This window comes from Luteibacter sp. 9133, assembly GCF_000800155.1.
GTDB lineage: Bacteria > Pseudomonadota > Gammaproteobacteria > Xanthomonadales > Rhodanobacteraceae > Luteibacter > Luteibacter mycovicinus.
Map to the genome: position 1 here is coordinate 776,956 of NZ_JUHO01000001.1, position 20,441 is coordinate 797,396.

19 protein-coding genes and 1 tRNA gene are annotated in these 20,441 nt (G+C 66.5%); 12 read left to right on the plus strand and 8 right to left on the minus strand.

Going from position 1 to position 20,441, the window contains the following annotated elements; translation table 11 throughout:
• Positions 1-40 precede the first annotated feature (40 nt).
• Complete coding sequence (locus tag FA87_RS03195; protein ID WP_043692345.1) at positions 41-940, plus strand: SPOR domain-containing protein; 900 nt, start codon at positions 41-43, stop codon at positions 938-940.
• Positions 941-956: 16 nt separating this feature from the next.
• Positions 957-1,032 (plus strand) — tRNA-Thr (locus FA87_RS03200).
• An 8-nt stretch (positions 1,033-1,040) separates the two neighbouring features.
• Here FA87_RS03200 and FA87_RS03205 read toward each other — a convergent pair.
• Positions 1,041-1,871: an oxidoreductase gene (locus FA87_RS03205; protein WP_043692348.1), complete on the minus strand. Its 831-nt coding sequence runs from the start codon at positions 1,869-1,871 to the stop codon at positions 1,041-1,043.
• A gap of 136 nt (positions 1,872-2,007) precedes the next feature.
• Here FA87_RS03205 and FA87_RS03210 point away from each other — a divergent pair, with 136 nt between their 5' ends.
• From FA87_RS03210 to FA87_RS03225, 4 genes are all read left to right on the plus strand, one after another.
• A complete protein-coding gene (locus FA87_RS03210) occupies positions 2,008-2,940 on the plus strand; it encodes an AraC family transcriptional regulator (RefSeq protein WP_043692351.1) in 933 nt (310 codons plus the stop codon).
• A gap of 93 nt (positions 2,941-3,033) precedes the next feature.
• Positions 3,034-3,954, plus strand: coding sequence for an arginase (gene rocF, locus FA87_RS03215; RefSeq protein WP_036115869.1), 921 nt, complete (start codon positions 3,034-3,036; stop codon positions 3,952-3,954).
• Positions 3,955-4,044: 90 nt separating this feature from the next.
• Positions 4,045-5,466: a tryptophan--tRNA ligase gene (locus FA87_RS03220; RefSeq protein ID WP_052191120.1), complete on the plus strand. Its 1,422-nt coding sequence runs from the start codon at positions 4,045-4,047 to the stop codon at positions 5,464-5,466.
• A gap of 42 nt (positions 5,467-5,508) precedes the next feature.
• Complete coding sequence (locus tag FA87_RS03225) at positions 5,509-5,829, plus strand: hypothetical protein (RefSeq protein WP_036115867.1); 321 nt, start codon at positions 5,509-5,511, stop codon at positions 5,827-5,829.
• A gap of 24 nt (positions 5,830-5,853) precedes the next feature.
• Here FA87_RS03225 and FA87_RS03230 read toward each other — a convergent pair whose 3' ends face one another.
• On the minus strand, positions 5,854-6,318 hold the full coding sequence (locus FA87_RS03230) for a DUF1456 family protein (protein ID WP_043692352.1): 465 nt from the start codon (positions 6,316-6,318) through the stop codon (positions 5,854-5,856).
• A gap of 82 nt (positions 6,319-6,400) precedes the next feature.
• A complete protein-coding gene (locus tag FA87_RS03235) occupies positions 6,401-10,852 on the minus strand; it encodes a putative Ig domain-containing protein (RefSeq protein WP_052191121.1) in 4,452 nt (1,483 codons plus the stop codon).
• Positions 10,853-11,041: 189 nt separating this feature from the next.
• Here FA87_RS03235 and FA87_RS03240 point away from each other — a divergent pair, with 189 nt between their 5' ends.
• Genes FA87_RS03240 through FA87_RS03255 form a run of 4 tightly spaced genes read left to right on the plus strand, consistent with a single transcriptional unit; the run spans position 11,042 to position 13,200 of the window.
• A complete protein-coding gene (locus FA87_RS03240) occupies positions 11,042-11,572 on the plus strand; it encodes a tail fiber protein (RefSeq protein ID WP_043692355.1) in 531 nt (176 codons plus the stop codon).
• A 21-nt stretch (positions 11,573-11,593) separates the two neighbouring features.
• A complete protein-coding gene (locus tag FA87_RS03245) occupies positions 11,594-12,124 on the plus strand; it encodes a tail fiber protein (protein ID WP_043692357.1) in 531 nt (176 codons plus the stop codon).
• A 21-nt stretch (positions 12,125-12,145) separates the two neighbouring features.
• The gene (locus FA87_RS03250) at positions 12,146-12,679 is read left to right on the plus strand and encodes a tail fiber protein (RefSeq protein ID WP_043692360.1); all 534 of its coding nucleotides are present in this window, start codon (positions 12,146-12,148) and stop codon (positions 12,677-12,679) included.
• Positions 12,679-13,200 carry an N-acetyltransferase gene (locus FA87_RS03255; protein ID WP_043692362.1) on the plus strand — a complete coding sequence of 174 codons (522 nt, stop codon included), beginning with the start codon at positions 12,679-12,681 and terminating at the stop codon, positions 13,198-13,200. Before FA87_RS03250 ends, FA87_RS03255 begins: the two co-directional genes overlap by 1 nt.
• Here the strand turns inward: FA87_RS03255 and FA87_RS03260 are convergent.
• The 4 genes from FA87_RS03260 to pdhA all read right to left on the minus strand — a co-directional run bounded on the left by FA87_RS03260 (position 13,193) and on the right by pdhA (position 17,140).
• Positions 13,193-13,483 carry a hypothetical protein gene (locus FA87_RS03260; protein WP_043692365.1) on the minus strand — a complete coding sequence of 97 codons (291 nt, stop codon included), beginning with the start codon at positions 13,481-13,483 and terminating at the stop codon, positions 13,193-13,195. The two genes, FA87_RS03255 and FA87_RS03260, sit on opposite strands and share 8 nt — an antisense overlap.
• Positions 13,484-13,647: 164 nt before the next feature.
• Positions 13,648-15,054 (minus strand): dihydrolipoamide acetyltransferase family protein, encoded by a 1,407-nt coding sequence (locus FA87_RS03265; RefSeq protein ID WP_043692368.1) that lies wholly within the window; start codon positions 15,052-15,054, stop codon positions 13,648-13,650.
• A gap of 13 nt (positions 15,055-15,067) precedes the next feature.
• Positions 15,068-16,048, minus strand: coding sequence for an alpha-ketoacid dehydrogenase subunit beta (locus FA87_RS03270; protein ID WP_036115856.1), 981 nt, complete (start codon positions 16,046-16,048; stop codon positions 15,068-15,070).
• A gap of 12 nt (positions 16,049-16,060) precedes the next feature.
• Positions 16,061-17,140: a pyruvate dehydrogenase (acetyl-transferring) E1 component subunit alpha gene (pdhA, locus tag FA87_RS03275; RefSeq protein ID WP_036118354.1), complete on the minus strand. Its 1,080-nt coding sequence runs from the start codon at positions 17,138-17,140 to the stop codon at positions 16,061-16,063.
• A 229-nt stretch (positions 17,141-17,369) separates the two neighbouring features.
• Here pdhA and FA87_RS03280 point away from each other — a divergent pair, with 229 nt between their 5' ends.
• Positions 17,370-18,218: a tryptophan 2,3-dioxygenase family protein gene (locus FA87_RS03280; protein WP_043692370.1), complete on the plus strand. Its 849-nt coding sequence runs from the start codon at positions 17,370-17,372 to the stop codon at positions 18,216-18,218.
• Between the two features lie 70 nt (positions 18,219-18,288).
• Positions 18,289-19,797, plus strand: a complete 1,509-nt coding sequence (locus tag FA87_RS03285; protein WP_043692373.1) for a peptide MFS transporter — start codon at positions 18,289-18,291, stop codon at positions 19,795-19,797.
• Positions 19,798-19,929: 132 nt separating this feature from the next.
• Here the strand turns inward: FA87_RS03285 and FA87_RS03290 are convergent, their stop codons facing one another.
• Positions 19,930-20,385 (minus strand): MarR family winged helix-turn-helix transcriptional regulator, encoded by a 456-nt coding sequence (locus tag FA87_RS03290; RefSeq protein WP_036115847.1) that lies wholly within the window; start codon positions 20,383-20,385, stop codon positions 19,930-19,932.
• Positions 20,386-20,441 lie beyond the last annotated feature (56 nt).

Consider the following 20,441-nt stretch of genomic DNA (forward strand, 5'->3'; position numbering starts at 1 on the left):
GGGGAACGCGAGCAGGCCCCACCGTAAGCCCAAGGCCACCATGCTGCTGCGTTTGTTCTTCGTCTTGCTGATCGCCCTCAATATCGCGGTAGCCGCGTGGCTGCTGCTGGGCGATACCGGTAAGCACGCGGTGGATCCCACCGACAGCGGCGTGCCCCGACTGAAATTGCTGGCCGAAGTGCCCGCCGCCGCGAGCACGGCGCCCGCGACCGCTGCCGGGCGCCCGGTTGCGGCCGGCACGACCACGTCCAGCATGGCGGCACCGGCACCGGCACCGGCACCGGCCCCTGTAGCAGCGCCAACGCCACCCGCGACGGCTGCAAAGAGCACGCCGGGTAGTTCTTCGCCCGTGACGCCGGTCTCCGGCAGCTCGGCGACAGCGGCGCTGGCTGCCGCCGCGGCGAAACCGGCACCCACGGCGCCCAGGGCGGCGGTGGATACCGCGCCGACACAGCCCGACGCGCCGACCAGTCCCCGCCGCAGCTACAAATGCCTGGCCATCGGTCCCTTCGCCAATCAGGTCGACCTGCGCACCGCGCGTACCGCCATCGCGCCGCGCACGGTCCGCAGCCGCCAGCGCCAGGAGACGACCAGCGAATCCCGCGGCTGGCGCGTCTTTCTTCCTTCGCAGTCGACACGCGAACTGGCGCTGGCCCAGGCCCGTCGGCTCGAAGCGAAGGGCATCAAGGATTATTTCGTCGTGACGGCCCAGGGGGAGTTGCAGAACTCGGTTGCGCTGGGCCTGTTCCATGATCCCGCCAACGCCCGCAAGCGCCGCGACGAAGTCGTTGCCGCCGGGTTCCCCGCACGGATGAGTGAGCGTACGGAGACGACGCCGGTCTGGTGGCTGGATGTGGTTGTCCCGGATGACGGTGGCGCCGACCTTCGCCGCAACCTGCGCAATCCGGCGGTGAGTGCTCGACCGACGGGCTGCTTCTGATAAACTTCGCGACTTCGCCGGCATAGCTCAGTTGGTAGAGCAACCGCCTTGTAAGCGGTAGGTCCCCAGTTCGAATCCGGGTGTCGGCACCATCGGATGATCAACCATCCGTCGAGCGCGTGAGCGTTTCCCACCTCGTCATGTCGTCCGCCATCGCCTTGAGCTTGTCGCGGACCAGAGCCAATGCATCGCTGCCGAGCAGGAGATGCGCTGGCGGGGCGGGCAACTCGACCAGGGCGAGCATCGCCTTCGCCGCCTTTGCCGGATCGCCGAGCTGCTTGCCGCTTTTCTCCTGGCGTGCCTGCCTGATCGGATCGAACGTCGCGTCGTAGTCCGGAATGCTGCGCGGTGAACGCTGCATCGACCGGCCCGCCCAGTCGGTACGGAAGCTGCCGGGTGCCACGGCGGTGACATGGACGCCGAAGGGGCTCAGTTCCTTGCCCAGCACCTCACTGATGCCTTCCAGAGCGAACTTGCTGCCGCAGTAGTAGGCGATGCCCGGCATCGTGATAAAGCCGCCCATCGAGGTGATGTTCACGATGTGGCCGCGGCGACGTTCGCGAAACCGTGGCACGAAGGCCTGCGTGACCGCCACGGCACCGAACACGTTGACCTCGAACTGTCGGCGCATCTCATCGAGAGGCGATTCTTCGAAGATCCCTTCGTGCCCGTAACCGGCGTTGTTGACGAGAACATCGACCGGTCCGAAGCGCGCTTCCGCGTCGGATACGACAGCGGGAATCGCGTCGATATCGGTGACGTCGAGAAGCATGCCGTGGGCGCGCGTCTCGTCGAGCCCTTCGAACGCGCGGCGCGCCTCTTCGTTGCGCACGGTGCCGATCACGCGATGGCCGGCAGCGAGGGCCTCGCGGGCAAGGGCCTCGCCGAAACCGCTGCTGACACCCGTGATGAAAAAGGTCTTGCTGGACATGGATGGTCTCCTGGTCAGGTAGGGGAGCCATGCTAGGCTCCGTACCCCTTGCCTCCCATGGCCTGGGGTGTGGCGTGCTTGCCTGATCCTATGAGTGGCGATTGCCGGGACAGGCGATAAGGCGGACCATGTCGTCATGGATTCCCACCTCCGACGCCGCATGATCGACCTGCTTCGCGAGCTCGCACCCGCGGAGGGTTACACCCTGACGCCGCTGTCCGACGTGCGTCTCCTGCGGTCCGACCGGCCGCTGAGTCGTACGCCCGTGCTCTACGAACCCGGCATCGTCGTGGTGGTGCAGGGGCGCAAGCGGGGGCTTCTCGGTGATGAGGTCTTCGTCTACGACGCCGAGCATTACCTCGTGGTTTCGGTGCCCGTGCCCTTCACGATGGAGACCGATGCGTCCGCCGACGAGCCGTTGCTGGCGATCTACTTTCGCCTCGATCACGGGATGGCGGCCGACCTGTGCATGCGGATCGACGAACGACAGGGATCGTCCACCGCGTCTCCGCGAGGGCTGTATGCCTCGCCGATGGAGGACGCACTCGCGGTATCCGTGCTTCGCCTGCTCGAAGCGTTGGCCAGGCCACCGGAAGCCGACATCCTGGGCCCGGCGTTCGTGCGCGAAATCTACTACCGGATACTGTCCGGTGCGCAGGGCGGGTCGCTGCGCGCCGCACTGGCGCAGCAAGGCAAGTTCGGCATGGTGGCGAGAGCGATACGGATGATCCACAGCCGCTACCGCGATGCGCTGAGCGTCGATGAACTGGCTGACGAAGCGGCCATGAGCGCGCCGACGTTTCATGCCCACTTCCGCGCGATGACCGGGACGTCGCCCATGCGCTACGTCCAGTCCACACGGCTGCACCAGGCACGTCTGCTCATGCTTCGCCAGCACGCGACAGCAGCGGCGGCGGCAACGGCGGTAGGTTACGAAAGCGCGTCGCAGTTCAGCCGGGAGTTCAAGCGCCTGTTCGGCAGGCCGCCGGTCGAAGAGGTCGAGCGCATGAAGCGGAACTTCGCGCTGCCCGCGGCGATGACGCCGTCGCCCTACGTCTCATCGCATTGACCGGAGGCCTGTCGGTCTTCACATGCCCTGACGCGCTGCAACGTGGGTGTTTTAAAGGCCCGTGTAAACTTGCCGGATGCTGAGTACATTCCGATGAGTCCCACCACCCGTTCGGTTGCCCTCGTGGGCGCCCCCACCGACATCGGCGCCGGCCACCGCGGCAGCTCCATGGGCCCCGAGGCCCTGCGCGTCGCCCGTCTGGCCGAGCGCCTGGCCAGGCGCGGCATGCATGTCGTCGATCGCGGCAATCTGGTCGGCCCCCTGAATCCGTGGGAGCCCCCGGTGGACGGTTATCGCCACCTCGATGCCGTCGTGGCCTGGAACACCGCGGTGCACGACGCGATCCATGCCGCGCTCACCGAGGGGCACCTGCCGATCATGCTCGGCGGTGACCATTGCCTGGCGATCGGCTCGATTTCCGCCGTGGCGCGTCACTGCCGTGACACGGGCAAGAAGCTTCGCGTGCTCTGGCTCGACGCCCACGCGGACTTCAACACCAGCCAGATCACCCCGTCCGGCAACATCCACGGCATGCCCGTGGCCTGCCTGTGCGGCTACGGCCCAGACGTCCTGACCCATATCGGCGGCACGGTGCCGGCCACCTCGCCGGACGTCTTCCGCCAGATCGGCATCCGCTCCGTGGACGAGGGCGAAAAGCGTTTCGTCCACGAGGTGGGCATCGACATCTACGACATGCGTTACATCGACGAGATCGGTATCAAGGCCGCGATGGAAGAGGCCCTGTCGGGCGTCGACGAAGACACCCATCTGCACGTGAGCTTCGACGTCGACTTCCTCGATCCGTCGATCGCCCCCGGGGTGGGCACGACGGTGCGCGGAGGACCCAACTACCGCGAAGCCCAGCTGGTGATGGAGATGATCGCCGACACCGGCCGGGTAGGCTCTCTGGACATCGTCGAACTGAATCCGGCCTTCGACAAGCGCAACCAGACCGCCAAGCTGGCGGTGGACCTGGTGGAATCGCTGTTCGGTAAATCCACCCTGATGCGCTGATCGCGACGACGCGTCGCAGGCCCGGGTCGCCCCCGGGCCGCCTCGCGGGCTACACTCGGACGGTTATCGTCCGTAGCCCATCAGGTTCCCATGCATACCCGCGTCCTCACCGGCATCACCACCACTGGCACGCCGCATCTCGGCAACTTCGTCGGTGCGATCCGCCCGGCCGTTCTGGCCAGCAAGGATCCGAACGTCGATGCGTTCTACTTCATGGCCGACTATCACGCTCTGATCAAGAGCGACGACGCCGACCGCGTCGAGGCGTCCCGTCTGAAGATCGCCGCGTCGTTCCTGGCCGCGGGCCTGGATCCGGATGTCGCCACGTTCTACCGGCAGTCCGATATTCCTGAAGTTCCGGAGCTGATGTGGCTGCTGACCTGCGTGACGAGCAAGGGTCTGCTCAACCGTGCGCATGCCTATAAGGCCGCCGTGGACCGCAACATCGAGCAGCAGGAAGACGCGGACGCCGGCGTTACGGCGGGTCTCTACATGTACCCCGTGCTGATGGCGGCGGACATCCTCGCGTTCAACGCGAACAAGGTGCCGGTCGGCCGCGATCAGATCCAGCACATCGAAATGGCGCGCGACATCGCGCAGCGCTTCAACCATACCTACGGGCGCGAGTTTTTCGTGATGCCCGAGGCGCACATCGAAGAGCAGGTGGCGACCCTGCCGGGCCTGGATGGTCGCAAGATGTCCAAGAGCTACGACAACACCATTCCGCTGTTCGAGGGCGGCACGAAGGGCATGCGCGAGGCGATCATGAAAATCGTCACCGATTCGCGTGCGCCGGGTGAGCCGAAGGACAGCGCCAACTCCGCGCTGTTCACCATCTTCAAGGCGTTCGCCACACCGGCGGAGACGCAGGCCTTCGAAGAAGCCCTGCACGGCGGTATCGGCTGGGGTGAGGCCAAGACGGTGCTGTTCGAGCGCGTCGAGGCCGACGTCGCGCCGATGCGCGCGCGTTATGAAGACCTGATGGCCCGCCCCGACGACATGGAGGACATCCTTCTTGCCGGTGCGGCCAAGGCACGCGCCATCGCCGCTCCGCTGGTGGAAACGCTGCGCGAGGCCGTCGGCCTGCGTAACGCGCGGCATCGTCGGAAGGTGGCTGATGAGCCGGCCGCTGCGGCTGCGCCGGCTGCCGCGCCGAAAGCGAAGCCGCCGCGTTTCGCCAGCTTCCGGGAGGATGACGGCAGCTTCCGTTTCCGCCTGTTCGGCGCGGACGGCGAAGAGCTGTTGTTGTCACGGTCCTTCGCCGATCCCAAAGCCGCGGGGACGCTGCGCCAGACGCTCGCTACGCTGGGTGGCGCTCAGGCCGCGCTCGAGTCGCAGGGCGACCGTATCGTTCTGCTGGTCGACGGCGCGGTCGTCGCCGAAGGCCAGTCGTATCCGGATGAGGCGGCTCGCGCCGCCCTTGTCCTTCGCCTGCGTACGGCACTCGACGTGCTTGCCGCCGTGACGGCGGACGAAGCGGCGGCTAAAGCCGCGAACAAGGCGGCGGGCTGAGGCATGGTCCATCCCGGCGACATCGGGCAAGGCGCCTGACGCATGCGCTATCTCGCGCTCATGCTGCTGGCGCCCTGGCTGATCGTCCTGGGCTGGGCGTACTGGCGCTATCCGAAGTCGCTGCTGACCAACGGCACGCGGCGCAGCTTCGATGTGCTGGCGTTGCTAGCCGCCGTGACCGCGGCGATCCAGTCGGCGTTGATCGCCTTCGACGCGGTGCAATTGCCCGCGGCCGATCAGTTCGGTCCGAAGAGCGGCGCCATCTGGCAGCAGGTGGTGCCGGCGCTCTGGGCGTACGGAGCGTTCGTCGCCGTGCTGGTCGTGGCGCTCATCGTGCGGCAGCTGGTATGGCGGCGGCGCTGAGGCGCTCGCTGCCATGCGTCCCTCTCACGCCCCGCGTACCTGCGCCGTCAGGCCTTTGAGAAAATTCCGCAGGAACTGATCGCCGCACAGACGAAAATTGCTGTGCTTCGGCTGGCGGAACAGCGCATTGATCTCGCCGCGCGACACGCGGAAACCCACGTTCGCCATCAGCGCCAGAATGTCGTCCTCCTTCAGCTCGAAGGCGACGCGCAGCTTCTTCAGCACGAGGTTGTTGTTGATGCGCGCCTCGACCGGGCGGGGAGGCTGGCTCTCGTCGCGGCCGCGGCGATGAATGATCAGGCCGTCGAGAAAGTGCGCCAGCGCGATGTCCGGCATCTCGACGAAGTCGGGTTCGTCTTCCTTGCGCAGCCAGGGAGCGACCTGTTCGCGGGTGGCATCGAAGCCGGTGAGCTTGAGGATCTCGACCACATGAACCTCGCCGAGGTCGAGCATGTAGCGGATGCTGCGGAGGGTGTCGTTATTGAGCATCGGCCTAGGGTACACCGGCGGATCTGCCGCAGGAACCGAAGCGGAATCCACGCATCATGACGATGCGTGGATCCGCGGCCGGTCAGAACGCCTTCTCGATGCCCAGCAGGATCGACTGGTTGGCATGCGTGCCCGAGTCGAACAACGCCTGGTATTCGGCGCGCAGCGTCAGCCCGCTGTCGAACTGGGCCTGGACGCCGAGGCCCAGCAACGTGTGGTTGCGTGCGGTATCGCCGACGTTTGCCCGATAAAGCGGCCCGGCCAGCAGGTCCGCATAGGACATCTTCGCGTTGCTGGCGCCCTGGAAGTCGCGCTGATACTCCACGCGCACACGCGGCACCAGCGTCCCGAAATCGCGTTTCAGGCGGAACTCCGCACGCAGGCCGAGGGCGCCCGTGGAGGTGCGCACCGTCTGTCCGCGGTAATCGAGGGCATAGGTGGCATCACCACGCTCGGTGTAGCCGTCGAGCTGCGCGCGGGCCACGTCAAGTCGCCCGTAGGGCGTCAGCCGCGTGGTGCCATCGTCGTGCTCGTAGCCGAAGGCCACCGAGGCGAAGGCCTGCCTGCCGTTGCGGCTGCCGGTAACGCGGCCGCCATCCGCCGTGACATAGCGCAGGGCATCGAAGTCCAGCCACTGGTAACCCAAGAGGGTATCGACATACGTGCTGTCGCTCGGCCTAAGGCTCGCGTACAGCGCCATGTTGTAAGCCGTGGTGGTGCTGCGGCTGCCCATCTTGCCGATGTCGCTGGCGTCGTGGCCGTAACCGACGCCGAGGCCCAGGGTGAGCGCGTTGTAGAGGCGTTTGTCCGCTCCCACGCTGACACCCGAGGTGGTGAAGTCGACACCGTTGCTCGCCGTGCCGCGGTCGGTCGCGCCGAAGTTCACGGCACCGCCGGTCCAGAACGACACGTCGTCCGGCGACGCCTGCCCACCGCTCTGGGTCGGCGCCGGGCGCGCGTCGGATTGCAGGAAAGCGGGCGCGTCGGGATCGTTCATGGACTCGGCCACACCCTTGCCCGGACGCTCGCTTTGCACGGCATTGCGTCCGCCGCCGGAGCTGAAGCTCAGACCGTTGCTGAAGCGCGACGACGCGGCGCCGTGCAGCGATTCCAGGCGTTGCTGGAAGTTGCTGATCTGGCCGGTCGCCATGCGACGCGTCGCGTCCACCTGCGCACCGAGGATGCCGGTGACTTCCGGATCGCGTGACGGATCCGGCCGCGCAGTCACCGTGATCGTCACCGTGGCCGGCTGCGAGACGGCATACGCGTTGGACAGCGTGTAGACGAGCTGCGCCTGCCCGGAGAACGCCGCGGCGGCGGCGAAGTCCAGGCGATAGCCCGTGGCCGTCTTGACGATGGTGGCCGCGCCCGACTGCGCGGGTGAGAGCGAGACCACGGCGGCATCGGTGAACGGGCCACCGCGCGCGGCGCCGGTCAGGTCCACCTGCACGGACTGGCCGGCACCGACCGTGGCGGTCAGCGCCACCGCCACCGGTCGCGGCTGCACCGTCACGGTGACCGTAGCGGGCTGCGAGACGCCGAACACGTTGGTGAGCGTATAGGTGAAGCGCTGCGTACCGCTGGCATCCGCCGGAGCGGTATAGGCGATCGTGGTGCCGTTCACCGTGGCGGTTCCCGCCGCCGGTGGCGTGACGAGGGTCACCGCGGTGAACGGACCGCCGCTGGCGCCCTGGGTCGCGTTGACGTTGATCGCCTGACCGGCGACACCCGTCACCGCCTGGTCGGGCACCACGGGTAGCGCACCCGCTTGCACGTTGACCGTCACCGTCGCGGCATGGGAGCGACCGCCCGGACCGATGGCCGTGTAGGTGAAGGTGTCGGTACCGAAGAAGTTGGTCGCCGGTGTGTAGCGCACCGACGTGCCGTCGGCCACGGCGGTGCCGTGAGTCGGCGCCGCGGCAACGGCCACCGACGTGATCACGCCGGTATCGTTCGCCGTCACCGGAATCGTCACCGCCTGGTTGGCCGCCGTGCTGGCCGTATCGGCGACGGCCACGGGCACCGCATCGCCGATGGTGACCGAGTACGCCTGCGTGCCGGCCATGCCATGCGCATCCGTCGCACGCACGGTGAAGCTCACCGCGCCACTGCGCGTCGGCGTACCGGACAGCGCGCCCGCCGGTGAAAGCGTGATGCCCTCGGGCAGCGCGCCCGTGCTCACCGCGAAGGTGTAGGGCGCGGCACCGCCGCTGGCGCTGAGCGAACCGCTATAGGCGGTGCCCACGACACCGCCTGGCAGCGTGGCCGGACTGACGACCACGGTGACGGCCGCGATGGTCAGCGTGTAGTTCCGGCTGAGTGTCGCTGGCGTCAGGCTGCCGTCGGTCACCGTCACGGTGAAGGGGAAGCTGCCGGTCACGGTCGGCGTACCGGACAGCACACCGGACGCCGGATCGAAACTCATGCCCGCCGGCAGCGCACCGGTGAGTGACAGGGTGCGCGGTGCCGAGCCGCCGCTGCTGGTAAATGTGATGCTGTTGCTGACGCCGTAGGTGGCCGTCAGCGCCGGACTGGCGGGCGTCAGCACGAGAGGGTCCGCATCGACGGCCAGCGTCATGTTGACCGTCGCCGTAAACGGGCTGCCCGCACCCGTGCTGCTGTCGGTGACGTGAATAGCCACCGGGAAGTTGCCCGCCTGCGTCGGCGTCCCGCTGAGGGTGCCGTTGTCCGCCAGCGAAAGCCCGGTCGGCAGGTTGCCGGTCACCGTGTAGTGGTAAGGCGCGGTACCGCCCGTCGTCGAGTACGACGTGGTGTAGGCTTGGCCGACGTGCCCCGTGGGCTGGCTGGTCGGGGTAAGCACCAGCGTCGGTCCGCCGGCGGTCACGGTATAGGCGCGCGCGCCATCGAAGCCGTTGCCGTCGGTGGCCGTGACGGTGAAGTTGAACGTACCCGCAGCGGTTGGCGTGCCGCTGAGTACACCGGCCGCGCTCAGGCTCAGCCCGGAGGGCGTGGCACCGGCCGTGACGGCGAACGTGTAGGGTGCCGTGCCGCCCGAAGCGGTCACGGTCTGCGAGTAGGCCGCGCCGACGGTCGGGTTGGGCAACGTGGCCGGTGCGACGACCACGGACGGTGCACCCACCGTGAGCGAATACGCACGCGAGCCGCTGAACGGTGCACCGGCCCCGCTGGAACTGTCGGTGGCGCTGACCGTGAAGTTGAACGTGCCGGCCACCGTGGACGTGCCTGACAGCACGCCGGTCGATGAAAGGGTGATACCGCTGGGCAGGGAGCCGCCCGTGACAGCGAACGCATAGGGCGCGGTTCCGCCACTGGCGGTGACCGTGCTGGAGTAAGCCTGGCCGGCCACCGCGTTGGGCAGGTTGGCTGGGGCGATCGCGATGGTCGGCGCCGCCACCGTGATGGTGTAGGCGCGGCTGCCGGTGAAGCCGCCGTTGTCGGTGGCCGTGACCGTGAAATTGAAGGTGCCCGCCGCCGTCGGTGTGCCGCTGAGAGCGCCGCCGCCGGCGAGGGTCATGCCGGCCGGCAGGGCTCCCGCGGTTATCGCGAAGGTATAGGGCGCGGTGCCGCCCGAAGCGCTGATAGTTTGCGAATAGGCCACACCGACCGTCGGGTTCGGCAAGGTGACCGGAGCGACCGTGATCGTGGGTGCGCTGACGGTGACCGCATAGGTCCGCGTCGTGCTGAAAGGCGCGCCGCTGCCCGTGGAGCTGTCCGTGCTGCTCACGGTGAAGCTGTAGTTGCCGGGCGTCGTCGCGTTGCCGGACACGTTGCCGGTACTGGAGACGCTGATGCCGGGCGGCAGCGTGCCGCCGCTGATCGAATAGGTATACGGCGCGGTACCGCCGGACGTGCCGAGCATCTGGCTGTAGGCCGTCCCGATCACGGGGTTGGGCAGTGTCGCCGGCGTAATCGCCAGGGTCGGGGCGGACACGTTGAAAGCGATGGCACGCGACGCGGTGCGGTTACCGCTGTCGGTCACCGTGAACACAGGGTTGAAGCTGCCGGCCTGGGTCGGCGTGCCAGTGACTACGCCTGCCGAGGAAAGGGTGAGGCCGTTGGGCAGGCTACCGCCGGTCAGGCTCCAGGTGTACGGCGTCGAACCGCCCGACGCGGCCAGCGACTGGCTGTACCCGGTGCCTACCGTCGCGTCGGGCAGGGTGGTCGTCGTGATGGACGGACCCGCCTGCTGCACGGTGACGCTGAAGGGAATGACCGAGTTGTCATCGCCGTCGATGACGGAAAAGCTGTCGGTGGTCGAGCTGTCGCCGTTGTTCGTGTAGTAGACCAGGCCGGTGGAGTTGTTGTTACGGCTGTCGTTCACCCCATGCTGCGGGGGAGACTGGTAACCATTGATGCCGCTGGTCGTGCAGTTGCTCAAGTCCGTGACGACCGTGCCGCCGGAGGCCACGGTGATCGACTGCGACGGGCAGTTCGAGGCATGGGCGACGCTTGCCAGCAAGAGCAGGCACACGCCAACCAGCCAGGTCGACATGCGCGAACGGGCACGAGCCGGCGCGGCCGCGTGGCGGCCGCCGAAGAATAACGATGTCATGTGAACCCCTGAATCCCGCTGAAGCAGTCGCCTGCGAGCGCATTATGCGCAGCCGTTCGACCCCACCAGTGTGTCTAATCGGCAACGTTGACGTGAACTTGAATCCAACTACTTGTTTGCAGTCTTTCCATCGACCACAGTCCATGGACGCAGCCGCCGACTGACGCGGCCGAACGCAGGGGACATCGGATGAGTAACTATTTCCTCGGGCAGATCATGCTCGCGGGGTTCAGCTTCGCACCCAGGGGTTTCGCGGCATGCAACGGCCAGTTGATGCCAGTGCAGCAGAACCAGGCGTTGTTCTCGCTGCTTGGCGTGCACTACGGTGGTGACGGCCGGAACACGTTTGGCTTGCCCGACCTTCGCGGCCGCTCACCGGTCGGTTCCGGGCCTTCGGTCGATGCCAACTGGCAACCGCCGGCGTATACCGTGGGTGCCGCGGCCGGTCTGGAGAATGTCACCCTCCTGCAGGGTCAGATGCCGATCCATACGCATCCATTGAATGCCACCACCGCAGCGGGCACCGTGAAACTGCCCACGAACGCGTTGTACGGCAACTCCGGGGCGGAAAATTTCTACGCTAACCCGGCACACCCGACGCCGTTGATCGGGTCGACCATCGGGATGGCCGGGGGCGATCAGCCGCACCCGAACCTGCAGCCGTTCAGCGTGGTCGGCTTCAACATCGCCATGACCGGCATCTTCCCGTCACGCGGCTGACGCAGAACCAGGAGATCGACCATGTCCGAGTGTTATGTCGGTGAAATTCGCATGTTCGGCTTCAGCCGTGTTCCGGATGGGTGGCTCGCCTGCGACGGCAGCCTGGTCGCGATCAACCAGTACGAGACGCTCTATGTGCTGCTCGGCACTACCTATGGCGGTGATGGGGTCAACACGTTCGGTCTTCCGGACATGCGCGGCCGCTTGCCGGTCGGGCAGGGACAAGGGCCTGGGCTGGGCAGCTACGTGTGGGGCCAGAAGGCCGGCACCGAAACGGTGACCTTGTCGACGCCACAACTGCCCATGCACAACCACACCTGCATCGCGACCACCGACACGGGTACCAGTGCTTCGCCCGGTTCCAGTGCCGTGCTGGGTGGTATCGCACCGGACACGATGTACACGCCGAGTATCGCCGGCCTGACCGGCTATCCGCTGGCAACGGCCGCCGTGAGCAACCAGGGCGGCTCGCAGCCGCACGACAACCTCATGCCGACGTTGAGCATACCGTTCTATATCGCATACATCGGCGTCTATCCCACTCCCCCTTGATCCCTCGCAGGCGACTACGACATGACCGAACCTTACTTCGGCGAAATTCAGGTTTTCGCTTTCGACTTCGCCCCGGTCGACTGGGCATTCTGTAACGGTGCGACGTTGCCGATGACGCAGTACATGGCATTGTATTCCTTGCTGGGGATCACTTACGGCGGCAACGGTTCGACGACCTTCATGTTGCCCAACCTCACGTCGCGTGCGCCCGGCGGCACCGGTGCCGGGCCCGGACTGACGCCGCGGTCGGCGGGCAATGCGTACGGTGAATTCCAGCATGCGTTGACTGTGCAGGAGATGCCCTCGCACGGGCACAGCGCGACGGTTTACGTCCAGCGTGATCAGACCAAGCGGACATCGGTTCCGGCAGCAGGCAGCGCCGTGGTGTCACCCAGTACCACGGCACCGTTCGTTCCGGCCGGGGTACCGTCCACCTCGCTTTATCCGATGGCGCTCCAGCCGGCGGGTTCCGGCTTGCCGCATGAAAACCGGCAGCCGTTCCTGGCACTGAATTTCTGTATCGCGCTACAGGGCGTGTACCCCGATTTCAACTGATGGTCCTGCCCGGCTTTCCTGCCGCCGGCTCCGGCAGCGATGCGCTGGCGGAAGCCCTGGCCGTCGCCGGCGTGCGTTTGCGCACCGGCCGCGAATGCGATCTGCCCTTCCTTCGCATGCTCTACCGCCAGACGCGCGACGACGAACTGGCCGTTACCGGCTGGCCGGAAGCCACCCGTGCCACCTTTGCCGACCAGCAGTTCGGCATGCAGCACATTCACTTCGTCAGTCACTTTCCCCACGCGCACTTCTTCGTGCTTCAACGTAAGGGTCGTGACATCGGTCGCTACTACCTGGACGTGACCGGGGAGGCGTGGCACGTGGTCGATATCGCACTCGTGTCGGACGCGCGCGGGCAGGGTATCGGCACGGCGCTCTTGCGGGCGACGCGTGCTCTCGCTCCCGCCGTTACCCTGAGCGTGGCCGTAAACAATCCCGCCGCCATGCGGCTGTACACGCGCCTGGGATTCGTCGACGAAGGCGCGGCCGGCGGCATGCACCGGCGCATGCGCGCTAGTTGAAGACGGCCTGGTAGACGAAGCCGTCGCGATCGCGCGCGACGGGCACGAGGAAGATACCGAATTCGCCCAGTTGCGGATGGCGCATCGTGTAGGTGCGCTGGGCGAAAAGAATGGCCGCCGTGTTGTGGAACAGCAGTGAGAACGCCTGGCGGAACGAGGACGCCGAAGCCAGCGGTTGCACCTGCATCAGCACGAACGGCGCGTTGCCGTCCCCGGTGTCGACGTCGGCCTCGAAGGTCTCGTTCACATGGCCGGCGAAGTGGTGGATCTCGAAGAACTGCATGGGTGCCCTCCCGGTGACCTGCGTGGCAGGTCGGTTGCGATGGGGGGAGCATCGCGCACATGGTGCGTTCCTACAAACTGCGAGCACCGCGCGCGGGGCGCGCTCCTACACCATCGTGTAAGAGCGCGCCCCGCGCGCGAATGGACCCACAGGATCGCCGCGACTTACTGCGGCAGCCCCAGGTCGTCGATCATCGCCTTGAGGAAGCGCGCCGCTTCGCCGCCGGTGGCGGCGCGGTGGTCGAAGGTCAGCGAGAGCGGCATGCGGCGATGCACTTCGATACCGCCCATCACGGCGACCACATCGTGGCTCAGCTTGCCCGCACCGATGATCGCAACGGTCGGCGGCACCACCACCGGCGTAGCGTAACGACCGGCAAACATGCCGAAATTGGACAGGCTGATGGTGTAGCCGGAGAGTTCCGATGCCGGGATGCTGCGATCCTCGACCGACGAACGCAGTCGCTTGATCGCGGCGCGGACACCGGCACCGTCGAGCACGTCGGCGTTACGCAGCGCGGGCACGAACAGGCCGTCTTCGGTGTCCACGGCGATGCCGATGTCCACGTGCGGATGCAGCGTGCGGGTCAGGTCCTTGCCGTTGAACCAGGCGTTGAGCGCCGGCACGGCCTTGCAGGCCACGACGATGGCGCGGATCAGACGCGCGGTGATGTCCTGCTTGCCGATCCAGGCATGCAGATCGGCATCGTCGACGATCGTGGTCGGGACGACCTGGGCATGCGCATCGGCCATGACGCGTGCCATGTTGCGGCGGACACCCTTGAGCTGTTCCGGCTGGCCCATCGCGTCCTTGCCCGGAGGCGCCGTGCGCACGGCCTTGCCCGCGAGCGACACCGGCGTACGCGAAGGGGCGGTACCCGGCTCGGGCAACGTGGGTGCCAGGTGCTGGGCCGAGGCGGGGCGCGTGGGTGCGGCAGGCTGCGAGCCGGATGCCCCGAGCGCGGCGCCCCCGTTGGCGGCGGCGTTCTTCACGTCGGCCATGGTGATCACGCCACCGGCGCCCGTGGGCGACACGCGGGTGAGGTCGATCTTCATCTTCTTCGCCAGCGCGCGCACGGCCGGTACGGCCTTGACGCCACCGGCGCTCGAGACCTGCTCGGTGTGCACGGCGTTGCCGCTGACCATGGCGCCGACGACGGTGCCTTCGTCTTCGCGCTGTGCCGGGGCCTTGCCATCGGATTCGATCTCGCCACCGTCGTCGGAGGCGACGACCTTGGACGCGTCATCCGGTGCCGGGCTGCCGACGCTCTTCTTCGGGCCGTGGTGGTGACCCGTGGATTCGGCTTCGGCACGCTGGCGGGCGTTGGGATCGATTTCGAAGTCGGCCAGCGACGCGCCGGTTTCGATGATGTCACCCACGCCGCCGTGCAGCTTCTTCACAGTGCCGGAGAAGGGCGACGGCACGTCGACGACGGCCTTCGCGGTTTCCATCGACACCAGCGGGGCGTCGAGCTTGATGGTGTCGCCTTCCTTGACGTGCCACTCGACGACGGTCGCGTCGGGCAGGCCTTCGCCGAGGTCCGGCAGGTAAAAGGTCTTGATGTCGGCCATGTCTATCGTTTCCTCAGGAGGCGGCGAGCGTGCGCTGGGCGGCTTCGACGATGCGTTCGACGCTGGGCAGGTACTTCATTTCCAGGCGGAACAGCGGGATGTGGGTATCGAAGCCGGTGACGCGTTCGACCGGCGCGAGCAGGCTGTACAGGCATTCCTCGGACAGACGGGCGGCGATCTCCGCACCGAAACCGGCCGTCTTCGGAGCCTCGTGCACGATGACGCAGCGGCCGGTCCTGCCGACCGACTCGGCAATCGTGTCGAAGTCCAGCGGGGTCAGCGTGGCGACGTCGATGACTTCGGCGCTGATGCCCTGCTGCGCGAGTTCGTCGGCGGCCTCGAGGCATTCCTTGACCTGCGCGCCCCAGGTGACCAGCGTGACGTCGGTGCCGTCACGCAGCACGAAGCACACGTCGAGCGGCAGCGCTTCGCCGTCATCGGGCACTTCTTCCTTGTACTGGCGATAGATGCGCTTGGGCTCGAAGAAGATCACCGGATCCGGATCGCGGATGGCGGCGAGCAGCAGGCCGTAGGCACGCGCGGGGGACGACGGCATGACTACGCGCAGGCCCGGGATGTTGGTGAACAGGTGCTCGTTGGCCTCGGAGTGATGCTCCGGCGCACGAATGCCGCCGCCCCAGGGGGCGCGCCACACGGCCGGCACGGTCATGCGACCGCGGGTGCGGTTGCGCATGCGCGCGGCGTGGCAGGCGATGTGCTCCATCATCGGGTAGATGAAGCCTTCGAACTGCGCCTCGGCGACCGGCTTCATGCCCTGCACGGCCAGGCCGATGGTCAGGCCGGCGATGGTGCCTTCGTCCAGCGGCGTGTCGATGACGCGCTCTTCGCCGAACTGTTCCTGCAGGCCCTGGGTGGCGCGGAACACGCCGCCGTTGACGCCGACGTCCTCACCGAGCACCACGACGCTTTCGTCGTTGCGCATTTCGTAGGCGAGCGCCTGGGTCACTGCTTCGATCAGAGTGATTTGTGCCATGGGAAGAGATCCTTACGACTTGCGATCGAGGGAAGCGACGTAGTCACGCTGCGCTTCGAGGTCGGCCGGGACTTCGGCGTACAGATAGTCGAACATCGCCGTTGCCGGCTGGTTCTTCGTCTCCAGGTACGCGTTGACCTCGTTGTCCATCCAGTCATCGCACTCGGCCTTCCAGGCCTCTTCCTTCGCGTCGTCCCACTTGCCCTTGGCTTCGAGCCACTTGCGCAGGCGCGGCACGGGGTCGCGCTCCCAGGCGTCCTTCACTTCCTGCTCGCCTCGGTAGCGACGGGCGTCGTCGGCGGTGGTGTGGTCGCCGAGGCGGTAGGTCACCGCTTCGATCACGCTGCCACCCTGGCCGGAACGGGCGCGCTCGAGCGCGTCTTCCATCGCCTTGCGCACGGCGATGATGTCGTTGCCGTCCACCTGGATGCAGAACAGGCCGGCCGCGATGCCCTTCTGGGCCAGCGTGCCGGAACCGCTCTGGATGCGGCGCGGGACCGAGATGGCCCACTGGTTGTTCACGATGACGGCGACCAGCGGCAGGTTCTGCGCACCGGTGACGTTGATCGCGCCGTAGAAGTCGCCCTTGGACGAACCGCCGTCACCGATCGTGCAGACCGCCACGCGCGGTTCCTTGCGGATCTTGAAGGCGAGCGCCGAACCGGCGGCGTGCAGGCACTGCGTACCGATCGGCACGCACCAGGCGAAGTCGTGCGCGGGGGCATCGGCGAAGTCGTTGCCACGCTCGTCGCCACCCCAGTAGGTGTAGACCTCGCGCGGCTTGACGCCGCGATACAGCTGCGCGCCGTATTCGCGGTAGGACACCGCGAGGGAGTCTTCGCGGCGCATGGCGCTGCCGATACCGACGTGCGCGGCCTCGTGACCGAGGCACGACGCGTAGGTACCGAGCTTGCCGGTGCGCTGCAGCGCGATCGACTTGGCGTCGAAGACGCGTGTGGAGACCATCAGCTTGTAGAGCTCGACCATATGGTCGAGATCCTTTGCGAATTCAGGGAGTTCCTTACCGGTTTCCTTGCCATCCTGGTCAAGGTACTGCAGGTATTCGATTTCGAACTTGGCGGCGACGGACACGACTCGCTCCCAGGGGAAGGTTAGAAACGACACGCACGAGTGGGGAAGCGGACGGCCCATCCAGCGGGGCACGAGCGGCTTTTCGATCATTGCGAGCCGGACTAGATATCAGGGGTATTATCACCCGGCAAGGCACGGCGCAGCATGAGACCGGCCGTCGCAGCCCCGGAATGGCGGCGCGGCGCGGGTTTCAGGGCTTCCAAACCCCTTTTTGCGAATCGACTCACCCATGACCAATCCTCAGCGCGACCTCGAACCGGGCATCCGCACCGACCTCGACGGGCGCCTCACGTATGGCGACTACCTGCGACTGGACAAGGTGCTGTCCGCGCAGGAGCCCCGCAGCAATCCGCCCCAGCATGACGAGATGCTCTTCATCATCCAGCACCAGACCTCGGAGCTCTGGCTGAAACTGCTGATCCACGAGCTGGACGCGGCGCTGGTGCATCTCCGCATGGACGACGTCGACCGCGCGTTGAAAATCCTTGCCCGTGTCAAACATATCCAGCACCAGCTCTACGAGCAGTGGGGCGTGCTCGAGACACTGACCCCCACGGAGTATCTGCAGTTCCGCGACGTGCTCGGTCCGTCCTCCGGATTCCAGTCGCTGCAGTACCGCATCGTCGAATTCGTGCTGGGCAACAAACACGCCGACATGCTGCGCGTGTTCGAGCACGATCCGCTTGCCCACGAGCGCCTCAGGGCCACTTTCGAAGCACCCGGGCTTTACGACGAATACCTGCGGTTCCTCGCACGCCGCGGGCACGCGGTGCCGTCGAGCGTGCTGCAACGCGATACCAGCCAGCCGTGGCAGCGCGAACCCGCCTTGCTGCCGGTCTTCAAGCGCATCTACGAAAACACCGCCAGCCACTGGCCTGAGTACCATCTCAGTGAGCAACTCGTGGATATCGAGGAATCGTTCCAGCTCTGGCGCTTCCGCCACATGAAAACCGTGGAGCGCATCATCGGCTTCCGCTCCGGCACCGGCGGTTCCTCCGGCGTGGCTTTCCTGCGCAAGGCGCTCGAGCAGAGCTTCTTCCCCGAGCTGATCGAAGTACGCACCATCCTGGGCACCTGACATTTGACGTTCCCGCCCGGTCCAGCTAAACACCCTTGATCGATCGACCGATCCATCGCCAAGGGAAGCCATGACACCGACCGCCCCAAGCCAGACACGGCCCGTGCCCGACTATCCGCAGACCCTGGGGCATCCGCGCCCCTTGTGGATGCTGTTCATGACCGAGTTCTGGGAGCGCTTCGCTTTCTACGGCATGCGCTGGGCGCTGACGCTGTACATCGTGGCCGAATTCTTCAAGGGCGATGCATCGGGGCAGGGCTACGCCAGCCGCACCTACGGCGCGTACCTCGCGCTGGTCTACGCGTCGGCCATCTTCGGCGGCTGGGTCGCCGACCGCATCCTCGGTTACCAGCGTTCGATCCTCGTCGGCGCCGCGGTGATGGGCGCGGGCCTGTTCATGGTGATGGTGCCGAACCAGCAGGTGTTCCTCGCCGGTCTGGCCACGGTGATCGTGGGCAACGGTCTGTTCAAGCCGAACATTTCTTCGCTGGTCGGCCAGATCTACCCGCAGGGCGATGACCGCCGCGATCGCGGCTTCACCATCTTCTACATGGGCATCAACATGGGCGGCTTCCTCGCCCCGCTGATCACCGGCTGGATCGCCTCGGTGATGAGCAACACGCCGTTGCAGGACAACTACCGCGCCGTTTTCGCCTCCACCGGCGTCGGCATGGTGATCTGCTTCATCTGGTTCCTCATCGGCAAGAAACAGCTCAAGGGCGTCGGCGTGCCGCCGCCGGAGCGCCACGAGGGCAAGAGCCTGATCGCAGTGATCGTCGGCATCCTCGTCGCCATTCCGCTGGTCTACCTGCTGATGGCCAAGGCGGGAGCGATCTTCATCGCGTGGCTGCTCGGCGTGCTCTTCATCGGCGTGGCCGCGATGCTGGTCGTCGAGGCCGTCCGGCACGACCGCATCCAGATCCACCGCGTCATCGCCATGCTCCTGCTGTTCGCCTTCAACGTGCTGTTCTGGATGTTCTTCGAACAGGCCGGCAGCTCGTTCAACTTCCTCGCGCAGAATATCGTCGATCGTCACATGTTCGGCGGCTGGGAATTTCCCACCGGCTGGTTCCAGTCGGTGAACTCGGCGGCGATCCTGGTCTTTGCGCCCATCGTGGCGCTGGCCTGGGGCTGGTCGGCACGGCACCGCAAGGAACCGTCGATCCCGCGCAAGTTCGGCCTCGGCCTCATGTTCAACGCACTGGGTTTCCTGGTGTTGATGTACGCGCTGAGCGCGCTCGTCGGCACGGACAACCTGATCCCGTTCTGGCCGCTGGCGCTGTGCTACGTCATGCAGACCATCGGCGAGCTGTGCCTGTCACCGATCGGCCTGTCGATGGTGACCAAGCTGGCGCCGCTGCGCGTGGTCGGCCTGGCGATGGGTGGGTGGTTCCTGTCCACGGCGATCGGCAACAACCTGTCCGGTCTGCTGGCGGGTCATATCAGCGGCGAAACAGGAATGACCGTGGGTTCCGCGCTGAGCGGGTTCACCTTCAGCTTCGAGCTCTTGATCGGCGCGGGCATCGTGTTGTTCGTGATCGCGCCGCTGATCAACCGGTTGATGCACGGGGTGAAATGACGCGGCGCGCCGCTTCACGGCGCCTCGTGTCACTGTAGGAGCGCGCCTTGCGCGCGATTCGGTAATGCCCCCACCTCGCATCACCGAATCGCGCGCGGGGCGCGCTCCTACGTAAGCGGTCGCGGTGTGGTTTTACCGCGCCGTGTCGAGAAGCTTGTCCAGAATGCTGTTGAGCTGGGCCCTCTCGCCCTCGTCCAGCTTCGCGAGCAACTCCCGCTCATGCGCCCGCGCCATCGGCGCGACCTCGTCATGAATCGCCCATCCGGCCTCGGACAGCTGCAGCACCGACCGGCGCTTGTCCCCGTCATGGGTGCCCCGATCCACGCGCCCCTTCTCGACCAGCCGCGCCACGGCCCGGCTTACGGCGACCTTGTCCATGGCCGTCCGCTCGACCACCTCCCGCGCCGAAATCTCGGGGAACCGGGCCAGAATCGTCATCACGCGCCATTCGGTCATGCTGAGCTGGAACCGGTCCTCGTACTCCGCGGCGATCGACTGGCTCACCGTGTTCGACAGGATCGACAGGCGGTAGGGCAGGAAGTGCTCCAGTTCCAGCGGGGCATGGGCGGGCACGGGTTCAAAGGTCATTGCTGCGCTGGTCCTTGCAAATGGTTACAAGTGAAACTATAAGGTGCGAGTCGACG